This window comes from Paenibacillus taichungensis (assembly GCF_003287275.1).
GTDB lineage: Bacteria > Bacillota > Bacilli > Paenibacillales > Paenibacillaceae > Paenibacillus > Paenibacillus taichungensis_A.
Map to the genome: position 1 here is coordinate 404,051 of NZ_QEVW01000008.1, position 23,385 is coordinate 427,435.

The following is a 23,385-nucleotide window of genomic DNA, read 5'->3' on the forward strand; positions in this document are numbered from 1 at the left end:
AGATAAAATTTACTCAAAAGAAAGGGGAGAGTAACGATGAGCTTTTTATCAACAGGGCCGATTGAAAATAATCCTGTTAGTGGTGTAAGACCGACTCAGTCAGTTACCGTCAGAATGGATAACCGCAGCGATGTGACAGCTTCAACTATACAGATGCAAGGGTATTACATGAGTGGTGGATTGAGGGTTCTGTATATCAGTGAATCTTTTGACATCGCACCAAATCAAGTCATAACCAACAACTACTTTGCAAATCTGGATGCCTTCGAGTTTACTTTTACAACAACAACGATGGTTGATGATCCTGTTCAAGTATCCGTATGGGGGAAGAGCAGCACAGGTTCTTTGGTAACAGCCCATCGATTGGTTTCCTCAGAATTGCTGAGTGAAATTCCGAGCATCACTGGAGCCACAGGCGCAACAGGGGCTACGGGAGCGACAGGTACGCCAGGTGCAACCGGAGTAACGGGAGCGACAGGCACACCTGGTGCAACCGGAGTAACGGGAGCGACAGGTACGCCAGGTGCAGCCGGAGTAACAGGAGCGACAGGTACACCAGGCGTAACCGGAGTAACGGGAGCGACAGGTACACCAGGCGAAACGGGAGTAACGGGAGCGACAGGCACACCTGGTGCAACCGGAGTAACGGGAGCAACAGGCACACCTGGTGCAACCGGAGTAACGGGAGCGACAGGTACACCAGGCGTAACCGGAGTAACGGGAGCAACAGGTACCGCAGGCACAACCGGAGCTACGGGAGCGACAGGTACACCAGGTGTAACCGGAGTAACGGGAGCGACAGGTACACCAGGCGAAACGGGAGTAACGGGAGCGACAGGTACCGCAGGTACAACCGGAGCTACGGGAGCGACAGGTACCGCAGGTACAACCGGAGCTACGGGAGCAACAGGTACACCGGGGGCAACCGGAGTAACGGGAGCAACAGGTACCGCGGGTACAACTGGAGCTACGGGAGCAACAGGGGCAGCAGGTTCTGGAGCAATCATCCCTTACGCATCAGGCCTGCCTGTTGCATTGACTACGGTATTAGGCGGACTTTTGAATACCTCCAGTTTAGTTGGATTTGGCAACAATGCTACAGGAATAAGTGTTAACGGAGGGATTATTGATCTCACAGGCGCTGCAGGCACCTTGCTTAACTTTGCTTTCTCGGCATCGCGTCCAGGAACGATTACTTCACTGGCCGCTTATTTCAGTACAACAGCTGGGCTTAGCTTGGTTGGATCTACAGTAACCATAACTGCACAATTATACCATTCGACTACACCTAATAACTCCTTTACCGCTGTACCGGGTGCAGTGGTAACCTTGGCTCCACCACTGACCGGCATTTTGTCATTGGGCACAATATCCAGTGGATTGACCACAGGACTGAGTATTCCAGTAGCTGCCGGTGATCGTCTGCTTATGGTGTTCTCAGCATCAGTAACGGCCGGAATTGATGTGGCTTCAACCATAGCCGGATATGCAAGCGGCAGTCTTACCATCACTTAATTTCGCTTTATACTTTATATCCAGTCAAGGAACAGGGACCCCTTGCCGATTATGGCAGAGAGGTCCCTGTTTCTATGTGTGAGCATAACAGTAGAGCAGTAGCACTTTTACTTAAGTTAGCCCTCTTCAACAGCAACCGGATTCTCCCTATAACTATTCAAGTCGCTCCAGCTCCGCTCATATGTTATAACATCTGATTATCATAATGCCTATGTTACAATAGGTTGAAAAAGGAGGAGTCATTATTGATTAAACAAAAAATTGTGATTATTGGCGCAGGTATTGTTGGGGCGTCCATGGCCTATCATCTAGCCAAAAGAAATCAAGATGTAACCGTTATTGAACGACATCCTGCAGCGGCGCGCGAAGTCACGGATAAATCTTTTGCCTGGATACATACGACTCATAGGGTGGCTCCCGATTACTGGCATTTATATGATGCGGCTTTGGAAGAATATCATGTTCTTCAGCAAGAATTATCCGAACTGGAAATTCATTGGCGCGGAGCGTTGACTTGGGACACTCCGCCGCTAAGAGAGCAACTCCACTTTCAAAAATTAAACCGGGAGCAGCTTGAGGCATTGGAGCCGAATCTGCTGGACTATCCGGATGAAGCGATGTATGTCCGCGAAGAAGGTGCGGTAGACCCCATAGGGATAACGGAGCTGTTGTTGAACAAAGCACGGGAGTATGGAGCAAAGATTCAGTTCGATACCAACGTTACACAGCTTCAGCATGAAGATTCACGCCTGGTCGGCGTGCATACGTCCAACGGTTTTCTGGAGTCGGATGTCGTAGTATTGGCTGCAGGTACAGGCGTCCCCGAACTTTGCAACCCGTTAGGTTGCCCAGTGCCAGTAACGTCGTCGCCTTCCATTCTGATTCGGATGAAAACTGCGAATAAACTGATCCATACATTAATCTCCAATGCGCAATTTGAAGCGCGTCAACTGACAGATTATACGCTGCTGGCTGCGGAAGATTATATCGACGAGTCGGAAGAAAACGGACCAGAGGCAGTTGGTAAGAGGGCGTTCGACACGTTGCGTCGCAGTCTGAAAGATGGGAATCAACTGGAACTGGAAAGCATAAAGGTCGGGTTGAGACCAATGCCTGAAGACGGCTATCCGATTGTGGGTTTCCAAGATCACGTAAAGGGACTTTATCTAACCGTGATGCATTCTGCAATTACACTGGCGCCGCTGATTGCACGTCTGGCTGCAAGTGAAATCATCGATCGGGAATCAAGAATTGAATTAGAACCTTGTCGACTCTCCCGATTTTAGGACCATACGAAAAATAAAAGAGTACATCGCCACATGACAGATGTACTCTATATTACATAGTGCATAGCTGCTTATTTCTTTTATTCTTCCCCCGTCGCCACCGGATTTTTCGACATAACTAATCACTTGATTCGGAAAGGAGACATCTTTCTATGAAGTATTACTTTCTGGAATCTCAATACCCACGTAGAGGGTTTATTAGTGGCGGAACGACCTTCACTCCCAAATTAGACATGAATTATTTGGCGATAGAGAATCCGCTGCCAGAGGGGACAACGGCAGAAGTTGAGTTACTGTCTACGGTGCGCAATCTGAAAGTAGATTATTTTGAGACGATCACAGGAACAAGGCATGTATCAGATCGTTTTAAAACGTTGTTGGAGGAAACTAAAACAAACACACAGTTTATTCCGACAACTGTGTGTTACCACGACGGTCGTTCGGTTGAAAAAACCTATTGGACTGCACATCACCTTGATCGTTTGGATGTTTTCGATTATGAAAATTCGGAATATGGGCGCAAAGCGGTCATTGCTGCATCTGTACAACAGCCTCCACGTAAAATAGTCAAAGTTGTATCTCGAGTCGGCCTTCATGAAGAGCAAATTGGCGAGCATGAATTTTTTATGCTGGACTATATAAATATCTTCAAACCCATTATTTCAAAAGATTTTTACGAAGTATGCCGAAAACATAAGCTGAATCTGAACGTTACAGGAGTCGGAAATATAAGCATCTAAAATTCTACATGGATATAATAAAAGAACAAAAAGCCCGCATTTGACGTGGGCTCTTAGTCTTTATTCTTCCCCGGTAGCCACCGAATTCCCCTCATAACTGATCCAATCGCTCCAGCTTCCTGAATACAACTTCACATTCGTGTATCCCGCTTCTTCCAGCGCAATCACATTCGGGCAAGCAGAGACACCCGAACCGCAATACACGATGATGGCTTCATCCTTGTCCAGCTTGCTGAAACGCTCTTCTAACACCCCAGTATCTGTCCAACGTCCATCCCAATCCAACACATCTTTCCAAAAATAATTCACCGCACCCGGAATATGTCCGGCCTTGGCATCAATGGGTTCCTCCAGACCAGCGTAGCGGCGGGCATCGCGGGAGTCGATTAGTACAGCTGAGCCGCCGGCAGATGCTTGTTGTACTTCCTCCACACTCGCCAATAGCTCTGGCTGCACGTTCACCTCAAACGAAGCCGGAATCTGAACCGGCACATCCCTAGTCACTGGAAACTTGGCATTCTGCCAGGCGGAGAACCCTTCGTCCATGACATACACCTGTTCATGTCCCAGATAACGAAGTAACCACCACAACCGGGATGCGTTCATACCACCTTGGTCATCGTAGGCAATAATGCGTGCATTCGAGCTGATGCCTGCTTTGGAGAGGCGATTGGCCAGTTCAGCCGGATCTGGTAGCGGGTGACGTCCTCCGTGGGTAGATACAGGAGCGGATAGATCCTTTTCCAGATCGAGATAAACAGCACCAGGAATATGTCCAGCTTCATAGGCTTGTCTTCCGGCATCCGGTTGACCGAGCAGGAATCGGCAATCGGCAATGACGACATCTGGTTCATACATTCTGGCGAGCAGCCAGCGCATGGATACAATATTTTTCATGAAAACACACCGCCTTATATGTAGTGGGATGGATTCAACCGGAATCTGCGTGGTGCAGGTTCCAGTTGTTTTTACAAATATCCGAATACAAACGCAAGTTACACCGCTGTAGGTTCGACTGGTCCTTTTCCAGCTAGCGGAGCATCTGAGGGAATGGGCTGTGGTTTGGTTTTGCCATACCGAATGAAGATCCATACCCCGAAAATAATGACAACTCCGGCAGACATCTGAAGCCCGTTGAGGGATTCACCGAGTAGCATCCAGGCCAGCAGAGAGGAAAATACAGGTTCCCCCAGTACCCCCATCGATACTGTCGTGGCATTCATATATTGAAGCAGCCAGTTGAAGAGATAATGTCCAAAGATCGTTGGTACGATTGCGAGCAACAGGAAAATTCCCCACTCGGAAGCCGCATAACCGCCAAACGGGTGACCATTAACCAGATTATATACCGCAAGTGTACAGGCAGCTACGAAAAATACCCAGAAGTTATAGGAGAAGGCACTTAGTCCGGCACGCAAAAACTGTCCAAGCAGCATGTGTACCGCCACAGCGATCGTTCCGAGCAAAGAAAGAATATCCCCTCGCAGCGCTGTGCCTGCCAACTGGAAATCTCCAGCTCCAATAGCGATCGATCCGAGCAGGGCAACGCCCATACCGATGATCATCATGCGGTTAATTTTGGCTTTGAACAGCCAGACGGAACCGGCGAGAATCAATATCGGCTCCAAAGCGAGAATGACCGTTGAACTGGCTACACTCGTGAGCCGAAGCGATCCCATCCAGAGCAGAAAGTGCAGTGCCAGCATCACGCCGGATGCGAGCAGTAAAGCCCACTGTCTGAAGTTTAAACGCATCATCTCGTGCCGGTATTTCCACACAAAAGGCAGCATTAGCAGATTGGTGAGGAACAGTCGGTACATCGCAATGACGGCGACGTCGGCTGCGGACCAGCGCACAAAGATGGAAGAAAACGAAATGGCAATAATGCCGACAAAGAATAGCAGATAGATCGATCTGCCGGCACGGTTCAAGCTAGTCATGGATGTAGCTCCTTCTTGAAGTCAAATGGCGTAAATCAATTTATTATACAGGAGAATGCATCCGCAGGAAAAGCATAAGAGAAGAAATAGATAAGTAGATTGTAACCGGCCTTGTAACTATTCTGTCATTCTCACGGACTATTTTTCTATTAATCTTCTATATAGAGACATGAAACGATATAATGTACCAATAATCGGGAAAAAATGAAAGTAAGGAAGTGGCCTGGAAGTGAGAGTTCAACAACAGAGAGCGGGAGAGAGTGGCGGCATTCCGCATAGAACAAGCCGAACCAAGACGCATGGAAGAAGAAAAATCCGATATGGGAGACTGAGTGCTGCGCTGGCGCTTCTGGCACTGCTCATTATCGGTTTAACATATGCATTCATTGGCATGACGCACTGGATCAAGGATTATGTAGCACCTCCGCCAGTAGCTGCAATTGAACAGCCAACGAAGCTTGGCATGATTGAAATGACACCGGAGTCCAAAGAGGAGCCTGCGCGGTTCCAGGGTCAGGTGCGCAAGCTGGCATACATAACGTTTGATGATGGACCAAGTGTATATACTGATCAACTGTTGGATATTTTGAAGCAGCATGAGGCAAAGGCAACCTTTTTCATGATTGGACGTCAGTTGAATCAACACAAGGAAGCAGTGGAGCGGCTTGTCAAAGAGGGCAGTTATCCGGGGCTTCACAGCATGACACATAACTATAACAAATTGTATAAGAGTGGCAGCTCCTCTAACTTTGTGAAGGAGTTCAAAAAGGAGCAGAAGATGGTCAAGGATCTGATCGGTTTTACGCCGCATCTGATTCGTGCTCCATATGGCAGTAGCCCACAGATCGGAGAAGAATTCAGGGGCGACATTGCTGCGGCCGGATTCAAAATGTGGGATTGGACCACTGACTCCCTCGACTGGAATCTTCCCGGTCAGCCGGACAAAATCGTGGAACGGGTTAGCAGCAGTGTACATCGGGATAAGGAAGTGATTCTGATGCATGAGCGTGAGCAAACGGTACAGGCACTGCCACGCATTTTGAAGCTGCTTGAAGATCGGGGTTATGAGTTTGAGGTTTACGATCCGAATGCACATTGGGTATCCAATTTTAGCGCAGACACCCGCCTGTAAGAATAACAACATAGCAGTTGCAAGAGAGGAGGCACCCCGAGGTGCTTAGAAGAAAAAAGATAGCTCTGGCCGGGGTCAGCATATTGCTGGCTCTGCTTGTCAGTGCTTGCGGTCAACCACAGGAACCTGCGGCTAATCAAGTCAATCAATTAATTCTTACCGATCAGGAGATGAACCAAAGCCTGAAGGAGCTTGTACGCCATGAACGGGAAGACATGGAATTATACGGATCGATTCTGAGTAAAGGAAAGAACAAAAACAGTAATCTGGAGGCCTTGCTCGATCAGGCAGACGGACATATTGCCGAGCGAAGAACACTGCTGGAACAAGCTGAAGCGGTGATGAGCCGGACTAAAGAACAGATGGAAGAGCTGCGAACTTCGCTGGATCAGTTATCCTTTGAGAAGGAAGAGAACCTGGCTCAAGCCCACACGGTATTGGATCAGTATGAGCAAAGAGCTACGTCATTTGAAGCGTTTGTTGCCTCCTACAGGCAGAGCCTTGATGCGGACGAGCAGTTATATGCATTGATGAGAGGCAGTGTGGAGCCCAATCTGGTCAAAATCAAACGTGCGATTCGGGAACGGAACAGCCAATATGCCAAAGTTGCCGAGTTAAGACAGCAGTTTAACAAGCAGACAAAAGCTTTTAATGGAGCCAACGCGAAGCTTGTGCAAATGGAGCAAGCTGGCTGACTATTCATGGTGTCAAAGGAGCATTGAACACGTTCTATGATTGAGTGACGGGTCAGCCGTGTAAATAATACTAAGCTGTCAAGTTAACAAGTCAGGCAACATGGACAAACATCATTGCGTATAAGCTAACGGAGGTGTTCATATGCGAAATACTATGAATATTAGTGCATCATTACTTGTTTTGGTTATGGGATTCTCGCTGGTGGCCTGCGGCAATAGTAGTCCTACTGCTCAGCCACCCGCGAATAATACAGAAGAACAGACACCGACACCAGGGAAGCAGCCAGAGGAAAGTACTGTGATTGAAGCTGAAGGCATTTTGACCGGATGGGCAGACCCGCACACGGTTGAAATTCGTGTGAAAGAGGAACCGATGTCTTTCCAGGTGGGCGAAGATCTGCAGAAATCTCTGGATGACATTGACGACGAAGATTCCGTTCAATTCAAATATGTAGAGAAAGCCATTGAAGGCGATACAACGACCAAACAGCTGGTGCTTACGGAAATTGCCAAGGTCGAGTCCGATGATGGTAACGGTACGAATGCAGGCGGTAATGTTACATCTGATCGTGCCAAAACATCCGAGTTGGAAGTGACCGTGGAAGGCATGACCGAAAAGCGCTCGGTTACACTGGCTCAAGGCAAAGGATACTCATTATATGTGTTTGAACCGATGGTTTACGATGCGGATGATCAAGAGTTGACCATGAAGATTGATCCGGATTACGAGGTCGAGATTGAAAAACTGTCTTCGGATTATAACCTGAATGAACTGAAGGTAGATGCGAAGAAAGAATTGTCAGAAACCGGAACGGTCAAACAATTAAGCGAGGAAGAGCTTAGCAATGGCCCGATGAAAGAGGCAAAATTGTTCATGATGTCTCAAAACAATAAGAAAATAGAGTATTTCATCATAAAAGAGCTGGATGGCAATGGATTCGCTTTCCATATCCATGCACCGGTTGGCGAACCTTCCGAGGGCTTCCTGCCTATGGTTTATGCCTCCATCAATTCCATCATGAACGAGTAAGCGTGCTTCAATAAAAAATATGTATGCCGTAAGTTTGAAAAAGCCGGAAGGAACGATGCGATAAGCATAGGTTCCTCCCGGCTTTTTTGGCCGTATGTCTATTCAGTTTGCGCGATCAACCTACTGACCTATGGTTAATCAGGTTAAGATGGTTGATTCCTGTCGCCCTTTGAGCTCTTCATAACGGGCGATAGCATGCTGATGAACGGGATGTTCGTCGGGAATTCCCATGCGTTCACGAATGAAGGCAGAGACGCCATCTTCGCGAATCAGGTGTTGGAGCTTCATGGCTTCCTCGTCGTGTTCATGATTGAACAGCATCGCGGCTGCCATAGCTGAAGTTAAATGAGGAATTTCAATTCCGAATTCGCTGGCCTGCATCGCTGGGCGAACAAGCCGGTCGTAAGGCGATAACTTGCGAAGGGGTGAGCGTCCGACCCGGGTTACCTGATCCGTCAGGTTCGGGTTGGCAAAACGTTCGAGAATCGTATCGATATATCTGTTGTGTTTCTGAGGATTAAAACCGTGCTTGGCGATGAGCAGGGCTCCGGTTTCTTCCATCACTTTGCGTACCTTGGCACGAATCGGTGCATGGCTCATTACTTGCCGGATCGTCTTGAATCCTTCAAGATATCCGAAGTATGCGGCGACGCAGTGACCGGTATTTACCGTAAACATTTTGCGCTCAATATAAGGTTCAAGAGAGTCCACGTAGTGCACGCCTTCAATTTCCTTAAATCCTTCCAGCAGTGCAGGGCGATGAACCACCCATTCATAGAAAGGCTCAACGGTAACTTGTAGCGGGTCTTTATGATCCTGAGCGGGGACGATGCGGTCAACCGCTGCATTGGGGAATGAGACATAACGTTCTGCTTTTTCCCGGGTCTCCACATCCAGAAACGGATATACCCGTTTTTTCAGCCGAGTGCTGCCTCCGATGGCATTTTCGCAAGCGATAATGTGAAGTGGCGCAGAATTATTATTTTTCATACGGAGATAGATGCCTTTGGCAATAGGTTCAGCGATATCTTCCAGTGCTGATACACCGACGGCTGTTGTGATCAGATCTGCTGAAGCAATCACTTCAGCAACGCGATCCTGTTCGTCGACATTAATGGCGGTTACGTTATTCACAATGGTTGTATCCTTATCCGCATTTGCGAGGGTAATGGGATATTCCTGCCTCTTTTGAAGCATGGCGATTTTCTTCGGGTTACGTGCGACAAAGCAGACTTCATAATCGGAAGCGGACAACATATGACCGATAAATCCGCGGCCAATATTGCCCGCACCAAAATGTACAGCTTTCATGTGTGAACTCCCCCTTTAAAGTTTGAAATGCGAAATTCGTTCAGTCCCTAGACTGTAGTGACGAGTGGTTTCGAAATCAAATCGTTAAATTCGAGGTCGGTCAGGCATGACAGCCGTTGGTGAGGCATATCGAAATCAAGTGTCCCGGTAATGGTATTCGAGATGACTACACAGTGAATACCAGCCGCAGCAGCTGAACGCGCGCCGTTAGGTGAATCCTCAATCGCTACGGCTTCGTCTGCAGTTACTCCAAGGGCTTCAAGTGCTTGATTGTACAAAGCAGGGTCAGGCTTCACATGGGCAACGTCATCTGCAGTGCGAATGACTTCAAAGTAATCTTTCAGCTTGAGCTGTTCCAGATGCTGTTCAACCCAGTCTCGTTTGGAGCTTGAAGCGACAGCCAGTTTCAATCCAGCTTTGCGTGCAGCTTCAAGGTAGTTTTGGATACCGGGCCGTACCTGTTCCTTGTTCATTAAGGCTGCATGATGCAGCTGAACGGATTCCCTGAACGCTTCCCGATCGATCGGAAGATTCAAATCTGTGATGAGGTACTCATAAGGATTAAATGTTTTCAGACTGGTACCGATGCATTGCGAGTACATCTCCAGGGTTAAGTCTACGCCGTGTTCCTTGTAGGCATCACGAAAAGCAACATACCATGCTGTCTCCGTATCAATAATCGTTCCATCGAAATCAAAAACCAGTGCCTTAATCATAAATTTGTTCCTCCTGTTTCAGAATTAGTTTTGGGATAAAGCTAAATGAATCTTTTTGCCAATACACACTGTAATCTTTTTAACTTGCGGTACATTAGTTGACGTGAAAACTGAGTTATAAATATTAATTTGGGAAAAAACAGGTGTAAAGGTTAATAAAACCGTAACATAGGACAAACGTAAGGGTCAAGTGCGTTATGATTGTTTACATGGAAAATTTGCACATGGATGATTTGTTTTCAGAAAATGATAAAAGTGGAAAAACGTTATGCCCTTTGCATGTAAGCGGTGTACTGGAAAACCTGTATTTTCAGTTTATACGTAGCAAACTTTTTTTAAGAAATTTGGATGATTCAACCGTTCAACAGCTTTCGACACTTTTATAATAGAAGAAAGGCAACTCAGCATAGGGTTTAAATAAATTTGCAAATCGAACTAACCTATTAAAATTCTTTACGCCATATCAAGCCATGTGGGAGAATGGAAGAAGATATTTGACTCATAAATCGCGGAGGAGGGATCGACGATGCTGCATAAGGATCGTTTCCAAGGTTGTTTCATTGGACTTGCCGCGGGAGATGCACTGGGAACTACAGTGGAATTCAGCAGTCCCGGCACATTTGAGCCTGTTATCGATATTGTGGGAGGCGGGGTATTCAATTTGGCGCCTGGACAGTGGACGGATGATACGTCGATGGCCCTGTGTCTGGCAGAAAGCTTGGTGAGAAAAGAGAACTTTGATCCCGGGGACCAGATGCGCAGATATACGAATTGGTATCAGGTAGGTTATATGAGCAGCACGGGAACCTGCTTTGATATAGGCGGGGCTACTCGGAGTGCCCTTGAACGGTTTGCAGCAACCGGTGAAGCCTATAGTGGTTCAATCAACCCGATGACGGCGGGAAATGGATCAATTATGCGGCTCGCACCTGTAGCCATGGCATATGCCAATCAGCCGGATCAAGCAGTGCGGTATGCTGGGTTGAGTTCCAGAACGACTCATGCTGCTGTTGAAAGTGTGGAAGCATGTGAAGTGCTGGCGGCAATATTGGTTGCAGGACTGCGCGGAGCGGACAAGGAAGTTATGTTACGGCCTGAAACCTGTCGTCAGTGGAGGGAAGAGAAATTTTTTTCACCAGCGATTGAAGAAATTGTCCAGGGATCATACCGGGATAAAGCACCGCCTGATATTCAGGGGAGCGGCTATGTTGTTCGTTCACTTGAAGCAGCGTTATGGGCATTCCATCAATCATCGACCTTCGAAAAGGGCGCGCTACTGGCAGTGAATCTGGGTGATGATGCTGACACGACGGGAGCGGTATATGGGCAAATTGCCGGGGCGTATTATGGATTAAGCGGCATTCCGATACACTGGCGAGAGAAGCTGGCCATGCGGGATACGCTGAGTGAATTGTCAGAGGCATTGTGGTCAAAGGCCGAAGCTAGATAGAAGAGACAGGAGAAGAGAACATCATATGCGTAAGACAGGGTCATCTCAAACGGAATCGCAAGTTACGAAATCTGCTAAACGAGGGGCGTTTCCTTTATCCCTTTTATGTCTGACGGTAGGGGCTTTTGCCATTGGCATGACAGAGTTTATTATTATGGGCCTTCTGCCTAATGTAGCGACGGATTTGAATGTGAGTATCCCCCAAGCAGGGCAGTTAATTACGGGTTACGCGCTTGGTGTGGCGGTGGGTGCGCCTGTACTAACCGTGTTCACACACAAGATACCGCAGAAAAAACTGCTGGTACTGTTAATGTGTATTTTTATCATTGGTAATGCATTGTCTGTTATTGCACCAACATACGGACTGCTCATCTCGGCACGTATTCTAACGGCATTTGCCCACGGTACGTTTCTGGGTGTAGGCTCGCTGATGGCGACACGGTTGGTTGCACCGGAGAGAAGGGCAGGGGCAGTATCCGTAGTCCTGGCAGGATTAACGATTGCCAACATTATCGGTGTGCCGTTCGGTACCTTCATTGGGCAGCAGCTAGGATGGCGGTCATCGTTCGGAGCCATTACCATTCTGGGCATCATCTCATTGATTGGTATCATTCGTTTCATTCCGGTGATTCAGCAGGGACCACCAGCAAACCTGGGTCAGCAATTCCGGAATCTGGTTCGCCCCCAAGTGTTATTAATATTGCTGATAGGTGCGCTGGGCTGTGGAAGTCTGTTCGCCGTGTTCACCTATATTACGCCAATGCTTGTGGATATTAGTGGTTTTGCCGAGCAGAGCGTGACCTGGATTCTGGTGCTGTTCGGTGTCGGCGTTACATTGGGTAATATGCTTGGCGGTCGTCTGGCAGACTGGAAGCTGATGCCTTCCCTAATGGTTAACTTCGGTATACTGGCAGTTCTGTTGGCGGCCTTAACGTTGACGCTGGACAATCCGTATCTTGCGGTAATCACCATCTTCTGCTGGGGCGTTGCGGCTTTTGGTATTATGCCAGGGTTGCAAATTCGAATTATGAATATGACTCGCGAAGCACCGCTGCTGGCGACCACGTCGAGTCACTCAGCCTTTAATCTGGGCAACGCAGGTGGTGCCTATTTGGGCGGGTTTGCAATTACGCATACGGGGCTCATCTCGGTACCGTTGTATGCAGCAGTTATTGCAGCACTTGGCCTTGTGGGATTATTCGTTAGCGTGACAATGGAACGCAAAAATAGGGTGCCGGAAATCGCCGATGCTGTAGAGCCGGCACCAGTGAATTAGATATAGACAGGTAGATGCAGCCTTCACTCCGCATTAACGTGTGGGATGGAGGCTGTTCTATGGAAGGATTACAGTTTCAACTAGAAAAAGACAAACCAGCCAAGTTAAAGTATTATTGGTATATCATAATAATTAGAAAGGATGGATTTCAATTTGAATAAATCATTTGCTATGTTAATAAGCTTCTTATTGGTGTTTCTATTTATAATCCCAATAAGTGATGCGAATGCCGCCGGGTCGAGCACAGTAACGACAAAAATCTACTCGTATAAAGGGCAAAAGTATGTTCAAATTATTGGCGGCGAACAAAAGGTCAGGGATAAAATAAATAAAACACTCAAAATCCATGCCGTAAATGCCGCTATACAGAATACATATCTAAAAAAACAGCAAGATTACTTTTACTGGAATACCACTGCACAGACTAAATACAATCAAAACAACCTACTATCTATTGTATATACAGATTTTAATTTCAGAGGCGGCGCGCACGGGTATGAAGAAGTAACGACTTATAATTACGATCTAACAACAGGAAAGCGACTTTACTTGAACCAGGTGGTTCAAACCAATAAACAAGTTGTTAATCTAGCTGAGGGGATTGAATCAGACCTAAAGAGTAATGAGAATGTTTTCCCGGACAGTTATTATAACTTTCCCTTGTCTAGTACATCTAGCTTTTACTACCAAAACACAGGAATTGTTATGGTATTCAATCCGTACGAAGTTGGGCCTTATGCGGCCGGATTTATAGAGGTAAAAGTTCCTTACGCCAAAATTCAGTCTGAACAGAGCAGGCCATTTTTTGATTTAAATAAAAACTCCATTCAGGAGTTGAAGAGTGGGAGAATACCGGGGTTTGAAAATATTAGTTTTGGACAAACGAAAGCAGAAGTGTCGAAAGCGCTGAAAAGTTCAGCTCGTGACCCCTATTATGAACCGGAAATGGGAGGACTTTTCTGGATATTTGAAGGCGTAGAGTATGCTTCCTTCAATTTTGGGGAGGGAGACACAGACCGTCTTGACCATATTTATTTGAGTTGGAAAACCCTCCCTATGAAAACCTTCGGTGACATTGAGAAGATATGGGGAAAAGGTCAAAAAGGTGAGAACCCTGATATTCAAGGGGAATATTTACTCTCCTATCGTTTTGGGGACACAAGGGTCCATTTCGCCTCCAGTTCAACCGAGGGTCTTATTCACGGCATCACAATCTCACATTACTAAGAAAAGATGCTGACTTTGTAATTTTCAAGTGACGGGGCGGAAACATTGTACCATAGAAAGTCGCTAATCTAGCGGCTTTTTTACTTTCGTTGTTGGAGTTGCTATCTATTATTTCCTGTTTCCACTCGGACCTGAAAGGATCGTTACTGTGAGAAAAATAATTAATTATATTCTGATCGTGCTGATCATTTGGGTAGCGCTACTGTATCCTATTCGTTCTGCATGGTTTGAAGGTGTAAATCAGATTCCAGAAGATCTTCACGGTATTTACTTACTGTTCTTGTTCTTTGGCTATCTTATTTGTTCATCAGGCATGGGGCTTATGCTTTACAAGATGTGTTTTAAACGAAAGGAATAGTAATTACAGTAGGTTAAAATCATTCAATTCTCCAAGAAGAAGGTGACAACTTGTACTACTACAAAGGTGCGTTCAGAGAAACGGACAATTTTATCTATTTCAAAAGCGATGTTCAATTAGCCGAGAATGATGTCGTGATATTTGGTGAGAAGAAGTATTTTATCGATAGTGTAGAGAAAGAATTCCTCATCCTACAAAAGGTAGGCTCCATCGTTTCAGTGAGTGTATAAATCTTCGTGAGCTGTGAATAAGACATATCAAAGCTTGAATAACAAATAACCTCCGCTATCCACACAATGTGCGGTGCGGAGGCATTTATCATTACATTATCCTGGAATTAATAAATTTCCAGCTCGTTAATCCGTACATACCCAGCCTGATGCGACGGTCCTTTGCGGCACACGACCCGAATTTTGGAAGTGTTGACGGGACTAAAGCTGTGTGTTCGATACGTATCTTTATTACTGGTAACCTTGACAAGGGAAACCCAGGTTGAGCCGTTCCAGTATTCGAGATCATAGTCAGCCAATACGTAGCCTTGTGTCGTGTACAAGTCAATTTTGCTTACTTGTTTGCTTTGACCAAGGTCAAGCGCAACGTTTTGAGGTAAAGGAGTATTCGCACCATTGGCCCAACTGGATGCACCGCCAAGTGCTGTGCTCCGGTCACCGTCATTTATTTTGGATAGGGAATATCCACTGAAGGTTGAGTCTGCTGTGATGGATGCGGTGCGGGCCAAATTCGGATTGCCATAAATTTCGAGTTCGTTAATTCTTACATATCCTGGCTGGTGGCTTGGTCCTTTGCGTGCGACGACACGGACTTTAGTTGTATTAACTGCTGTAAACGTGTGTGAGCGCATCAAATCCTGGTTGCCTGTTACTTGAACCAGATTCACCCAGGTTACGCCGTTCCAGTATTGTAGATCATAATCGGCAATCGGGTAGCCTTGGGAGGTATATAAATCAATCCGGTTAATGGAATTGGCTGTACGCATATCTACTACAACATATTGGGGCAATGGGGAATTTCGATCATTCGCCCAGCTATAATTTTCACCGAGTGTCGTGTTCCTGTCACCGTCGTTGATCTTTGCTGCTGAGTACCCCGAGAAGGTTGAATCAACGGTTATGGTCGCATTTCGCGCCAGATTTGTTCCTGTGCCGGGATTGGTCGATGGGTTTTTCTCCAGTTTCACCAGATTCCAGCGCAGTTCAAAGAGCTTGAACGATTTATTGAATACAGCACCCTCTCCCTTGATAAGCGCATCAATAGTAAGGGACATAGCGCTTGGCACATCCGTACTGCTTGTCCATTTTCCCGTCCCCTCAATGCCAGCGAAGACACTGACTTCCAGAATTTTTTTGCCGACAATGGTTAATCCAACCTCTGCTTTGGCACCTGCCCAGGCTGTAATCTGTCCTTCAATTTTATGGGTAACGGTCAGATACTTGTCCACACTGCTGTAGGGTTGAATTTTGATAGGGATGAAGACACGGGTTTTTCCCTTGACTCCCGCAGTTACGGTGTATCCCTGATCTACCTGGAATTCAAACGTGACGCTGCCGTCAACGCCGATTACCAGGAATACACCGACGGATACAGCGCCCAAACTGCCGGCACTAATGTTGAATCCAAAAATCGGAACTTTGACTTCCTTTTTAAATTTTGCATCGCCCTTGATGTAGATGTTGGCCTTCTCGCCAGCTGTAAATTTCAGATCATAATTGCCCCAGAATCCATATTTTCCAGTTACCTTTGGTGTAATCAGTGTAAGTTTGCCGCCTGCTTCCACATAGACTTTGTTGCCATTCGAATTTTGCTGATTCACGAGAACTTTCTTGAAATCACAGACGAATTCATTACCCGATTTGCGGCAATTGGCAAAATCATCTGTTCCGGCCGTCCGAATGATTTCGTCCAACTGCATGACAGCATCATCATTGGATGGCGCTTCCTGATTCATTTCCTGTTGGCTGCTCTGTTCTAGGGATGAAGAAGCATCGAATTGCAGAAGATCCTGAGCATCCAGTACCATGTCAGGGTCAGGCATTACGATATTCTGCTCTTCTAGAGATACTTCCTGCTCAGGAATATCGTAATAGTCGAAAACCTCCTCTACACCAGGTGTAGTGTAATCGACGAGAGTTCCGCCCGAATTGCTGGTGAGATTGGTTACTTTGATCGCACGAGCAGAGGATTGATCCAGGAAAATCTGCCCCGACACCAGACTGTTACCCAACTGGGCAGCTTCTTGTGAGGTCAGAACAAAACTGCCCTGTTCTTCAGCGGTTTCAAATACCGGGTTCACGACAGGAAGTTTTTGAGAGATGGAGGGAGGCATAGGAAGTGTGGGTTTTAACTGATAGTCAACTTGTTCGAATTGACCGGAGGACTGTACCGGATTGCTCACAGCCAATCCATCTTCAGTTACGTTAAAGGAAATGCGGAAATAGCCTTCGGTAACCGGAGAATTATAGTTGCTGCTACCTGCCCAGATCCAGCGAGCGCTTGTTTCCTCTGGCATACCGGTAATCTGGTTCCATGGGGATGTCCCGTATCTTCCGAAATCGGTGGCACGAGACCAGGAAGAGTCATCAAAATTCGACTGCTCCCAGCCCCCCGCATAACGTTCAGATACTTTCCAGTTGAAATCCGTTACGATATTTTCATCCATATAGCTAAGGTCAGCGAGCAGTCCCGCATAACTGCCCAAATCCTTGGCTTGTATTGCAATGACGTTTTTACCTGTTTGAATCTGAAGAGGGAAAGTATAAGCTCTGCTCCAATCGTTCCCTGTACCAATCACTTTGCCGTTAAGATACAATGTAAATTCATTGTCTGCCGTTAAAGTGATTGAACCTTCGTTGTTAGATGCACCATATACTTGCCCAGGCCAAAGCCCTGCCAGCAACGGTAGTAGAAGAGATAGTACGAGAAAAGAAGCCCATGCCTTTTTAATCGAAGAGTATACCTTGTGCATAATCATTTTCCTCCCAGAAAATAAATGAATTGCAAAACAAATCGACTGAATGGGTATAAGCGTGTTTCTTAGAGTATGTCAAAAAGCATCTAGTCCTCCTTTCGAAATCTATAATAAGGTAAAATATTCAATTAAACAACAAAAATTTACATTTTATGCGAGAGGGATTTGGGAGAGTTTTTAACAGAAAATAAGTACAATTATGATAAGGATAGTTTGACTATTCTTGCTATCTCGGCGGTGTATTAATGAGTATAGGCATTTGGTTGCAAATGGTGGATATATTGACGGTCTGTGGCGTGCGGTAATTATGACTGAGGCTACGATTACACAAATCCGTGCAGAAAGTGATGGGAAAAAACCATACTACCCGTCCTATTTTTAATCATCGTACTGGCGGCATCTGCAAAGAATATATTCTAATTCTAAATTAATTTTGAACGAAGTTCCTCCGTTATTCACTTGTGGATAAGCTTCTACCTAACGCTGATACACCGCAACAAAAAAAGCAACTCATCCGCAGACAAGTCGCTTCCTATACTCTATTGTGATCAGTACTACCTGTAGCTTGTGCTCTCACTGCTTCGATTTATAAAACTCGTGATACAGTTTCATTAACGCCCGCTTTTCAATCCGTGATACATAGGAGCGTGAGATGCCAAGTTCCTTCGCTATTTCGCGTTGGGTGCGCTCTTCCCCGCCTGCCTCCAAGCCGAATCGGCCAATAACAACTTCCTTCTCCCGATCATCTAAGATGTCGAGATTGCGGTAAATCTTACTTTTTTCAATCTTGAGTTGCACCTTATCTACAACGTCGTCGGCTTCTGTTCCGAGAATATCGATTAATGTAATTTCATTGCCTTCTTTGTCCGTTCCTATAGGATCGTGAAGGGATACGTCTTTACGTGTTTTCTTCAGAGAGCGAAGATGCATAAGTATTTCATTTTCAATACAGCGAGCAGCAAACGTAGCTAGTTTAGTGCCTTTTCCTTGTTGAAAACTTTCAATGGCTTTAATCAAACCAATCGTTCCAATTGAAATCAGGTCTTCCTGATCTTCGCCAGTATTGTCAAATTTCTTGACGATATGCGCGACGAGGCGCAGATTGTGTTCAATAAGCAGATTACGGGAATGAGCATTTCCTTCGGCCATGAGGCGTAAATGTTTGGCTTCATCATCCTCAGCGAGAGGCTGGGGGAAGGCGTTGTTTTTGACATACGAGACAAGTAACGTTAACTCTTTAATGAACAGGGCAATTGCGGTAAACAATCCGGGCACAGATGACACCTCCTGCAGTTTTACAACGATCTGGCCTGAGCACATGTGGGAACAGGGTCGATTTATTGTATGTGGGCAGGGGCCCAGAAGTGCACGTACACTTGAAAAAGGTTTAGATGCTCAAACCAATCCGTTGAGACAATTATGGGACATTACATACGATTGTACCTTTTAAATGATTCATTATGTGAGACTAGGAACTGATGTTGTCTAGCCGATTTAACCATTTCAGAATGATCTCCACAGCTTCCAAATATCGCTGGCCAACGAGCAATCCGGTATGGGTCGTATCCCACAGCCCTGCATATTCAGCGCCTAGCTGTTCTGCAGTCAATTGACCTCTTCGCTCCTCATCATCGGATTCTACGGCTTTGATGACCAGACTCGGACATGTAATTAAATTGCCGTTGATGGATACACCGCCGCTTGATCCAAATGCCGCCGAGAACGTGAGAAATGCCTTCGATGACTCCATCTGCAGATATTTACGTTGAAATGCAATGTCCTCCGCAGATTCGTCAATACTGCTGTGCTCTTCGCGGGCCGGGGGAGGGATAACAATGTCAGGTGTAATTCGATCACCCTCAGGATAGGGAATCAATTGATGAACTTCCTGGCTTAGACTGGAATCAATCACGACCAATCCAGCTAAAGTAATCGTCTCGGCAATCTTCTGACTGAGTATTCCACCCATGCTGAAGCCGATGAGAACAGGAGGTGTTGTGCACTCTGCCAGAACTTCGCGGATATCCTCCAAATAATCCTCAAACGTAATTTTCGTCATGTCCATTACCCGGCTTTTGTAATGACTTCTCAGGTTCATGACGTAGCAGGTCCAGCCTTGTTCAACAAAGTGGGGGATATATTTGCTCCACATCCAGCTGCCTGTATATGCGCCATGAACAAACAAGAGAGGTGGCTTTGTTACTGAATTTACCGAGTGGGGAGCCGTATCACCTGCATATATTTCAAGGTACAAATCATGTTTTCCTATCGTTTTGACTTCATGTTCAGGTAGCAATTGAGTAAAATCGATCATTAGGAAAAACCTCCAAAATTAGTTTTATATCAAACTATTAATCCAAAAAAAATTAGAAGTTGCCGTGAATTTTCATCAAAATTCGAAGCAGTTCCTTTTTCTCCGCTTCAGTAACATCCGCATAAAACGCGTCCAGCATACGACGTGAAATATGTTCAAATACCGGTTTAAGTTCTTCTCCTTTTGCAGTCAATGTCACATGGACAATCCGTGAATCTGTTGCATCACGATCTTTGGCGACATAACCGTTACGCACCAATTTGTCGACAAGCGCTGTGACCGTGGATTTATCCTTGCCAATTTTTTTGGCTATTTCAGCCATGGTCATTCGGGAATTATTGTACAGGGCGTAGATAATATCCCCATGGGATGTGGCCAGATCCTGGATTCCCTGTTGAGCCATCTCGGATAAAATGAAGCGGTTGACCTTCTCTTTAATTTTGGATATGAGTGATATAGCGTCTGTCGTTTTCATATGTGTAATATAGTTTGTTATCAAACTAATGTCAAGCTCGTATTTCAATATTGGTGTGTAAAAGAGATAAAAAAGAGCAGCTAGAATAATCTCCTGCTCTTTTGGTTGTATTCCAATGTCCTTATTTTGTATATATACAATTGACAAAGATAATCATTCTCAATTATAATCCGAGAAAATGCTTTGTAAATAGCTACATTTTTATTATTCAAATTCAAGTGGAATTGATGGGGGAAGAGATGGCACAGACGGCTCAGGTTCAGAAGCAGCGTATGGGAAAAAGGGAATCCCTGATTCACAGCAAATCCGGTTTTGCAGTACTGATTGCCGCTTTAATCATCGTAATGGTTGTTTCGGTTGGGATTGCTGTATCCATTGGACAGGTGAGCATTCCGCTCGCCGAGTCTTATCGTATTCTGTTGTACAAATTAACCGGATTTCAGTTCGGATCTACACCGATTGAGGCGGGGTCATTTACGGATATCATCTGGCAGATTCGCTTTCCGCGTGTACTGATGGCCATGTTTATCGGTGCCGGGTTAGCTTTGTGTGGTGCAGTTATGCAGGCTGCCGTGCAGAATCCGCTTGCAGACCCGTATATACTGGGCATCTCCTCAGGAGCTTCACTAGGGGCTACGTTTGCCATTCTGATCGGATTCGGCGCGATTGGCTGGCTGGGTCAGACCGGGGTGGCCTTCTGGGCATTTGCCGGAGCGATGGGTGCATCCTTGCTGGTCCTGGCTCTCGCAGGTATTCGGGGGAAAATGACATCGGTCAAGCTGGTGCTTGCCGGGATGGTCATTAATGCACTGTGCAGTGCCTTTTCGAACTTTATCATTTATTTTGCCAACAATGCCGAAGGCATCAAGACCGTAACATTCTGGACCATGGGCAGTCTTGCCTCATCAGGATGGAACAAGCTTCCGCTGATTAGCATCGTTGTGCTCGTAGCCATTCTGTTCTTCCTGTTGCAATCCCGGGTCCTTAATACGATGCTGCTGGGTGACGAAGCCGCGGTTACGCTAGGGATTAATCTCAGTGTATATCGCAGATTGTATATGCTGTTAACGGCGCTCGTCACCGGCGTAATGGTGGCAAGCTGTGGCATGATCGGTTTTGTCGGGTTGATTATTCCGCATATTGTGAGAGGGCTGGTTGGATCTGACCACCGTAAGGTCATGCCAGTATCCGTACTATTCGGTGCCATCTTCCTGATCTGGACGGATGTTATTGCACGATCACTGATTTCCAGCGTTGAATTGCCGATCGGGATCATTACAGCGATGATTGGTGCGCCGATGTTTATGTATATGTTAGTCAAAAAAGGCTACGGTTTTGGAGGAAAATAAACATGAAACTGAATGTAGAAAATGTATCCATATCGGTGCTGAACACGGATATTATCCGGGACATTTCTTTACAGGTGAAAGGCAAGCAATTCGTCGGGCTGATTGGCCCGAATGGTTGTGGCAAATCAACGCTGCTCAAGAGCATCTATAAAGTGATCAAACCACAGCAAGGCAAAGTATTTCTCGATCATACTGACATTTTGAAATCCAGTCCCAAGGTCGTGTCCCGGCATATGGGCGTTGTGGGTCAGTTTAACGAATTGAGCTTTGATTTTACTGTGCGTGAAATGGTCATGATGGGTCGCACTCCTCACAAGAAACTGCTGGAGACGGATAATGAAAGGGATTATGAAATCGTGGAGCAGGCGTTGGAAAAGGTACATCTGACCGGCCATGCAGACCGCAATTACGTGTCCCTGTCCGGCGGGGAGAAGCAGCGTGTGGTCCTCGCCCGTGTGCTGGCGCAGCAACCTGAATTTCTGATATTGGACGAGCCTACCAATCATCTGGATATCAAATATCAGCTTCAGATCCTCAACATTGTGCGGAGTCTGGATATCGGCATATTGGCTGCGCTTCATGATCTCGAACTCGCCGCAGCGTATTGCGATTACCTCTATGTCGTGAAGCAGGGACAGATTGTGGTTCATGGCAAACCCGCCGATATTCTGACCCGTGAAATGATTGGCGAAGTATTCGACGTGGAATGTGAAATCTACGAAAATCCGGTTACCGGTGGCTTGGGTATTGCCTATTTGAGTACACGGTGAGACAAAGAACTGTCTTCAGTTGAAACTCACATGTTCTCTCATTATCTCTTCCACAATAGCTCCGGTTGCACAGGGAATTATGGAGTAAGCAGCAAAAGAAGAACTGTCTTTAAGCGGAATATATGCTTAAATGACAGTTCTTTTTGTTCCAGAGTCAAGGGTCACATGTCAAGTGTATTCAGATGCCATGCATCACCTTTTTGGAGGTGGGGCTACTCCCTCTAATCCGATGTTCCCATCGCTTTATATGTTCCTAACAGAGCTATGCGGGTCAATTGAAGAGCCATATGATGAGGTGAGTTTACCTTACTGTCAGCAAGCCATTTGTGAATAATTCCAATGGTGGAGAAGCTGATATGATCCAGTAAAATCTCGAGAGGAACTTCTTTTTGCTCCATACCTAATTGGGCTATCCGGTCCAAAAACATCTCTCTAATCACTTCGTTCAATCGGCTGTTGAAATTCCCGGCAGGATTAATGAGTAACATCACCCGATAGAATTCATCATGTTCCAAAATATGTTCGAACAATACTGCAAAAATGGGATCTGGCTCGTTAAATGAAGGCAGGCTCCCAAGGTGAGCATTCCGTTCCGCCAATAATTCCTCAAGCAGTTGAAATTTCTCATTCACCATGCTATCCAATAAATCATCCTTGTCCAGAAAGTGGGCGTAAAAGGTAGAGCGATTGATATTCGCTTGTTCGGCGATGTCCACGACACTAATTTCGGTGTAGGCTTTTTGTGGCAGAATTTTCAGGAGAGCATTGGAAATCATCACACGGGTCCGTAAAATTCTTCGATCCACTCCACGGGA

General features: G+C 46.1%; 21 protein-coding genes. 12 read left to right on the forward strand and 9 right to left on the reverse strand.

Going from position 1 to position 23,385, the window contains the following annotated elements; genetic code table 11:
• Nucleotides 1–36 precede the first annotated feature (36 nt).
• From DC345_RS14405 to DC345_RS14415, 3 genes are all read left to right on the forward strand, one after another.
• Entirely contained in the window at nt 37–1,515 is a 1,479-nt protein-coding gene (locus tag DC345_RS14405) for an exosporium glycoprotein BclB-related protein (protein ID WP_113053678.1), read from the forward strand.
• 245 nt (nt 1,516–1,760) lie between these two features.
• Complete coding sequence (locus tag DC345_RS14410; RefSeq protein WP_113053679.1) at nt 1,761–2,801, forward strand: NAD(P)/FAD-dependent oxidoreductase; 1,041 nt, start codon at nt 1,761–1,763, stop codon at nt 2,799–2,801.
• A gap of 152 nt (nt 2,802–2,953) precedes the next feature.
• Nucleotides 2,954–3,541, forward strand: coding sequence for an imm11 family protein (locus DC345_RS14415; RefSeq protein ID WP_113053680.1), 588 nt, complete (start codon nt 2,954–2,956; stop codon nt 3,539–3,541).
• A gap of 60 nt (nt 3,542–3,601) precedes the next feature.
• Here the strand turns inward: DC345_RS14415 and DC345_RS14420 are convergent, their stop codons facing one another.
• Both DC345_RS14420 and DC345_RS14425 read right to left on the reverse strand, forming a co-directional pair.
• Nucleotides 3,602–4,438, reverse strand: a complete 837-nt coding sequence (locus DC345_RS14420; RefSeq protein ID WP_113053681.1) for a sulfurtransferase — start codon at nt 4,436–4,438, stop codon at nt 3,602–3,604.
• Between the two features lie 98 nt (nt 4,439–4,536).
• Complete coding sequence (locus DC345_RS14425; RefSeq protein WP_113053682.1) at nt 4,537–5,481, reverse strand: DMT family transporter; 945 nt, start codon at nt 5,479–5,481, stop codon at nt 4,537–4,539.
• A 229-nt stretch (nt 5,482–5,710) separates the two neighbouring features.
• Between DC345_RS14425 and DC345_RS14430 the strand changes: the two genes are divergently transcribed.
• The 3 genes from DC345_RS14430 (at nt 5,711) to DC345_RS14440 (ending at nt 8,338) form a co-directional block, all read left to right on the forward strand.
• A complete protein-coding gene (locus DC345_RS14430) occupies nt 5,711–6,613 on the forward strand; it encodes a polysaccharide deacetylase family protein (RefSeq protein ID WP_258530664.1) in 903 nt (300 codons plus the stop codon).
• Nucleotides 6,614–6,654: 41 nt separating this feature from the next.
• Complete coding sequence (locus DC345_RS14435) at nt 6,655–7,308, forward strand: YkyA family protein (protein WP_181586594.1); 654 nt, start codon at nt 6,655–6,657, stop codon at nt 7,306–7,308.
• 142 nt (nt 7,309–7,450) lie between these two features.
• Nucleotides 7,451–8,338 (forward strand): hypothetical protein, encoded by an 888-nt coding sequence (locus DC345_RS14440; protein WP_113053684.1) that lies wholly within the window; start codon nt 7,451–7,453, stop codon nt 8,336–8,338.
• A 138-nt stretch (nt 8,339–8,476) separates the two neighbouring features.
• On the opposite strand, the gene DC345_RS14445 is transcribed toward DC345_RS14440, so the two are convergent.
• Complete coding sequence (locus DC345_RS14445) at nt 8,477–9,649, reverse strand: mannitol-1-phosphate 5-dehydrogenase (RefSeq protein WP_113053685.1); 1,173 nt, start codon at nt 9,647–9,649, stop codon at nt 8,477–8,479.
• Between the two features lie 47 nt (nt 9,650–9,696).
• Complete coding sequence (locus tag DC345_RS14450) at nt 9,697–10,365, reverse strand: HAD family hydrolase (protein WP_113053686.1); 669 nt, start codon at nt 10,363–10,365, stop codon at nt 9,697–9,699.
• A gap of 526 nt (nt 10,366–10,891) precedes the next feature.
• Between DC345_RS14450 and DC345_RS14460 the strand changes: the two genes are divergently transcribed.
• The 4 genes from DC345_RS14460 to DC345_RS14480 all read left to right on the forward strand — a co-directional run bounded on the left by DC345_RS14460 (nt 10,892) and on the right by DC345_RS14480 (nt 14,906).
• Nucleotides 10,892–11,815 (forward strand): ADP-ribosylglycohydrolase family protein, encoded by a 924-nt coding sequence (locus DC345_RS14460; RefSeq protein ID WP_113053688.1) that lies wholly within the window; start codon nt 10,892–10,894, stop codon nt 11,813–11,815.
• Nucleotides 11,816–11,840: 25 nt separating this feature from the next.
• Nucleotides 11,841–13,091, forward strand: coding sequence for an MFS transporter (locus tag DC345_RS14465; protein WP_113053689.1), 1,251 nt, complete (start codon nt 11,841–11,843; stop codon nt 13,089–13,091).
• Nucleotides 13,092–13,244: 153 nt separating this feature from the next.
• Nucleotides 13,245–14,318 (forward strand): DUF3298 and DUF4163 domain-containing protein, encoded by a 1,074-nt coding sequence (locus tag DC345_RS14470; protein ID WP_181586595.1) that lies wholly within the window; start codon nt 13,245–13,247, stop codon nt 14,316–14,318.
• A gap of 408 nt (nt 14,319–14,726) precedes the next feature.
• A complete protein-coding gene (locus DC345_RS14480; RefSeq protein WP_063565447.1) occupies nt 14,727–14,906 on the forward strand; it encodes a hypothetical protein in 180 nt (59 codons plus the stop codon).
• Nucleotides 14,907–15,013: 107 nt separating this feature from the next.
• On the opposite strand, the gene DC345_RS14485 is transcribed toward DC345_RS14480, so the two are convergent.
• From DC345_RS14485 to DC345_RS14500, 4 genes are all read right to left on the reverse strand, one after another.
• Complete coding sequence (locus DC345_RS14485; RefSeq protein ID WP_113053692.1) at nt 15,014–17,659, reverse strand: galactose-binding domain-containing protein; 2,646 nt, start codon at nt 17,657–17,659, stop codon at nt 15,014–15,016.
• Between the two features lie 576 nt (nt 17,660–18,235).
• Complete coding sequence (gene sigK, locus DC345_RS14490; RefSeq protein WP_113053693.1) at nt 18,236–18,937, reverse strand: RNA polymerase sporulation sigma factor SigK; 702 nt, start codon at nt 18,935–18,937, stop codon at nt 18,236–18,238.
• A 193-nt stretch (nt 18,938–19,130) separates the two neighbouring features.
• Nucleotides 19,131–19,976, reverse strand: a complete 846-nt coding sequence (locus DC345_RS14495; protein ID WP_113053694.1) for an alpha/beta hydrolase — start codon at nt 19,974–19,976, stop codon at nt 19,131–19,133.
• A 52-nt stretch (nt 19,977–20,028) separates the two neighbouring features.
• Nucleotides 20,029–20,379: a MarR family winged helix-turn-helix transcriptional regulator gene (locus tag DC345_RS14500; RefSeq protein ID WP_258530665.1), complete on the reverse strand. Its 351-nt coding sequence runs from the start codon at nt 20,377–20,379 to the stop codon at nt 20,029–20,031.
• A gap of 344 nt (nt 20,380–20,723) precedes the next feature.
• Between DC345_RS14500 and DC345_RS14505 the strand changes: the two genes are divergently transcribed.
• The gene (locus DC345_RS14505) at nt 20,724–21,800 is read left to right on the forward strand and encodes a FecCD family ABC transporter permease (protein WP_218642250.1); all 1,077 of its coding nucleotides are present in this window, start codon (nt 20,724–20,726) and stop codon (nt 21,798–21,800) included.
• Between the two features lie 2 nt (nt 21,801–21,802).
• Nucleotides 21,803–22,570, forward strand: coding sequence for an ABC transporter ATP-binding protein (locus DC345_RS14510; protein ID WP_113053695.1), 768 nt, complete (start codon nt 21,803–21,805; stop codon nt 22,568–22,570).
• A gap of 221 nt (nt 22,571–22,791) precedes the next feature.
• On the opposite strand, the gene DC345_RS14515 is transcribed toward DC345_RS14510, so the two are convergent.
• Complete coding sequence (locus tag DC345_RS14515) at nt 22,792–23,376, reverse strand: TetR/AcrR family transcriptional regulator (RefSeq protein ID WP_258530666.1); 585 nt, start codon at nt 23,374–23,376, stop codon at nt 22,792–22,794.
• Between the last annotated feature and the right edge of the window lie 9 nt (nt 23,377–23,385).

Bases quoted from the DNA above. Each gene is read 5' to 3' on its own strand.
- DC345_RS14415 (WP_113053680.1), top strand. From the start codon at position 2,954: ATGAAGTATTACTTTCTGGAATCTCAATACCCACGTAGAGGGTTTATT.
- DC345_RS14425 (WP_113053682.1), bottom strand. From the start codon at position 5,481: ATGACTAGCTTGAACCGTGCCGGCAGATCGATCTATCTGCTATTCTTT.
- DC345_RS14465 (WP_113053689.1), top strand. From the start codon at position 11,841: ATGCGTAAGACAGGGTCATCTCAAACGGAATCGCAAGTTACGAAATCT.
- DC345_RS14445 (WP_113053685.1), bottom strand. From the start codon at position 9,649: ATGAAAGCTGTACATTTTGGTGCGGGCAATATTGGCCGCGGATTTATC.
- DC345_RS14510 (WP_113053695.1), top strand. From the start codon at position 21,803: ATGAAACTGAATGTAGAAAATGTATCCATATCGGTGCTGAACACGGAT.
- DC345_RS14440 (WP_113053684.1), top strand. From the start codon at position 7,451: ATGCGAAATACTATGAATATTAGTGCATCATTACTTGTTTTGGTTATG.
- DC345_RS14405 (WP_113053678.1), top strand. From the start codon at position 37: ATGAGCTTTTTATCAACAGGGCCGATTGAAAATAATCCTGTTAGTGGT.
- DC345_RS14420 (WP_113053681.1), bottom strand. From the start codon at position 4,438: ATGAAAAATATTGTATCCATGCGCTGGCTGCTCGCCAGAATGTATGAA.
- DC345_RS14450 (WP_113053686.1), bottom strand. From the start codon at position 10,365: ATGATTAAGGCACTGGTTTTTGATTTCGATGGAACGATTATTGATACG.
- DC345_RS14460 (WP_113053688.1), top strand. From the start codon at position 10,892: ATGCTGCATAAGGATCGTTTCCAAGGTTGTTTCATTGGACTTGCCGCG.
- DC345_RS14495 (WP_113053694.1), bottom strand. From the start codon at position 19,976: ATGATCGATTTTACTCAATTGCTACCTGAACATGAAGTCAAAACGATA.
- DC345_RS14505 (WP_218642250.1), top strand. From the start codon at position 20,724: ATGGGAAAAAGGGAATCCCTGATTCACAGCAAATCCGGTTTTGCAGTA.
- DC345_RS14500 (WP_258530665.1), bottom strand. From the start codon at position 20,379: ATGGCTCAACAGGGAATCCAGGATCTGGCCACATCCCATGGGGATATT.
- DC345_RS14485 (WP_113053692.1), bottom strand. From the start codon at position 17,659: ATGCACAAGGTATACTCTTCGATTAAAAAGGCATGGGCTTCTTTTCTC.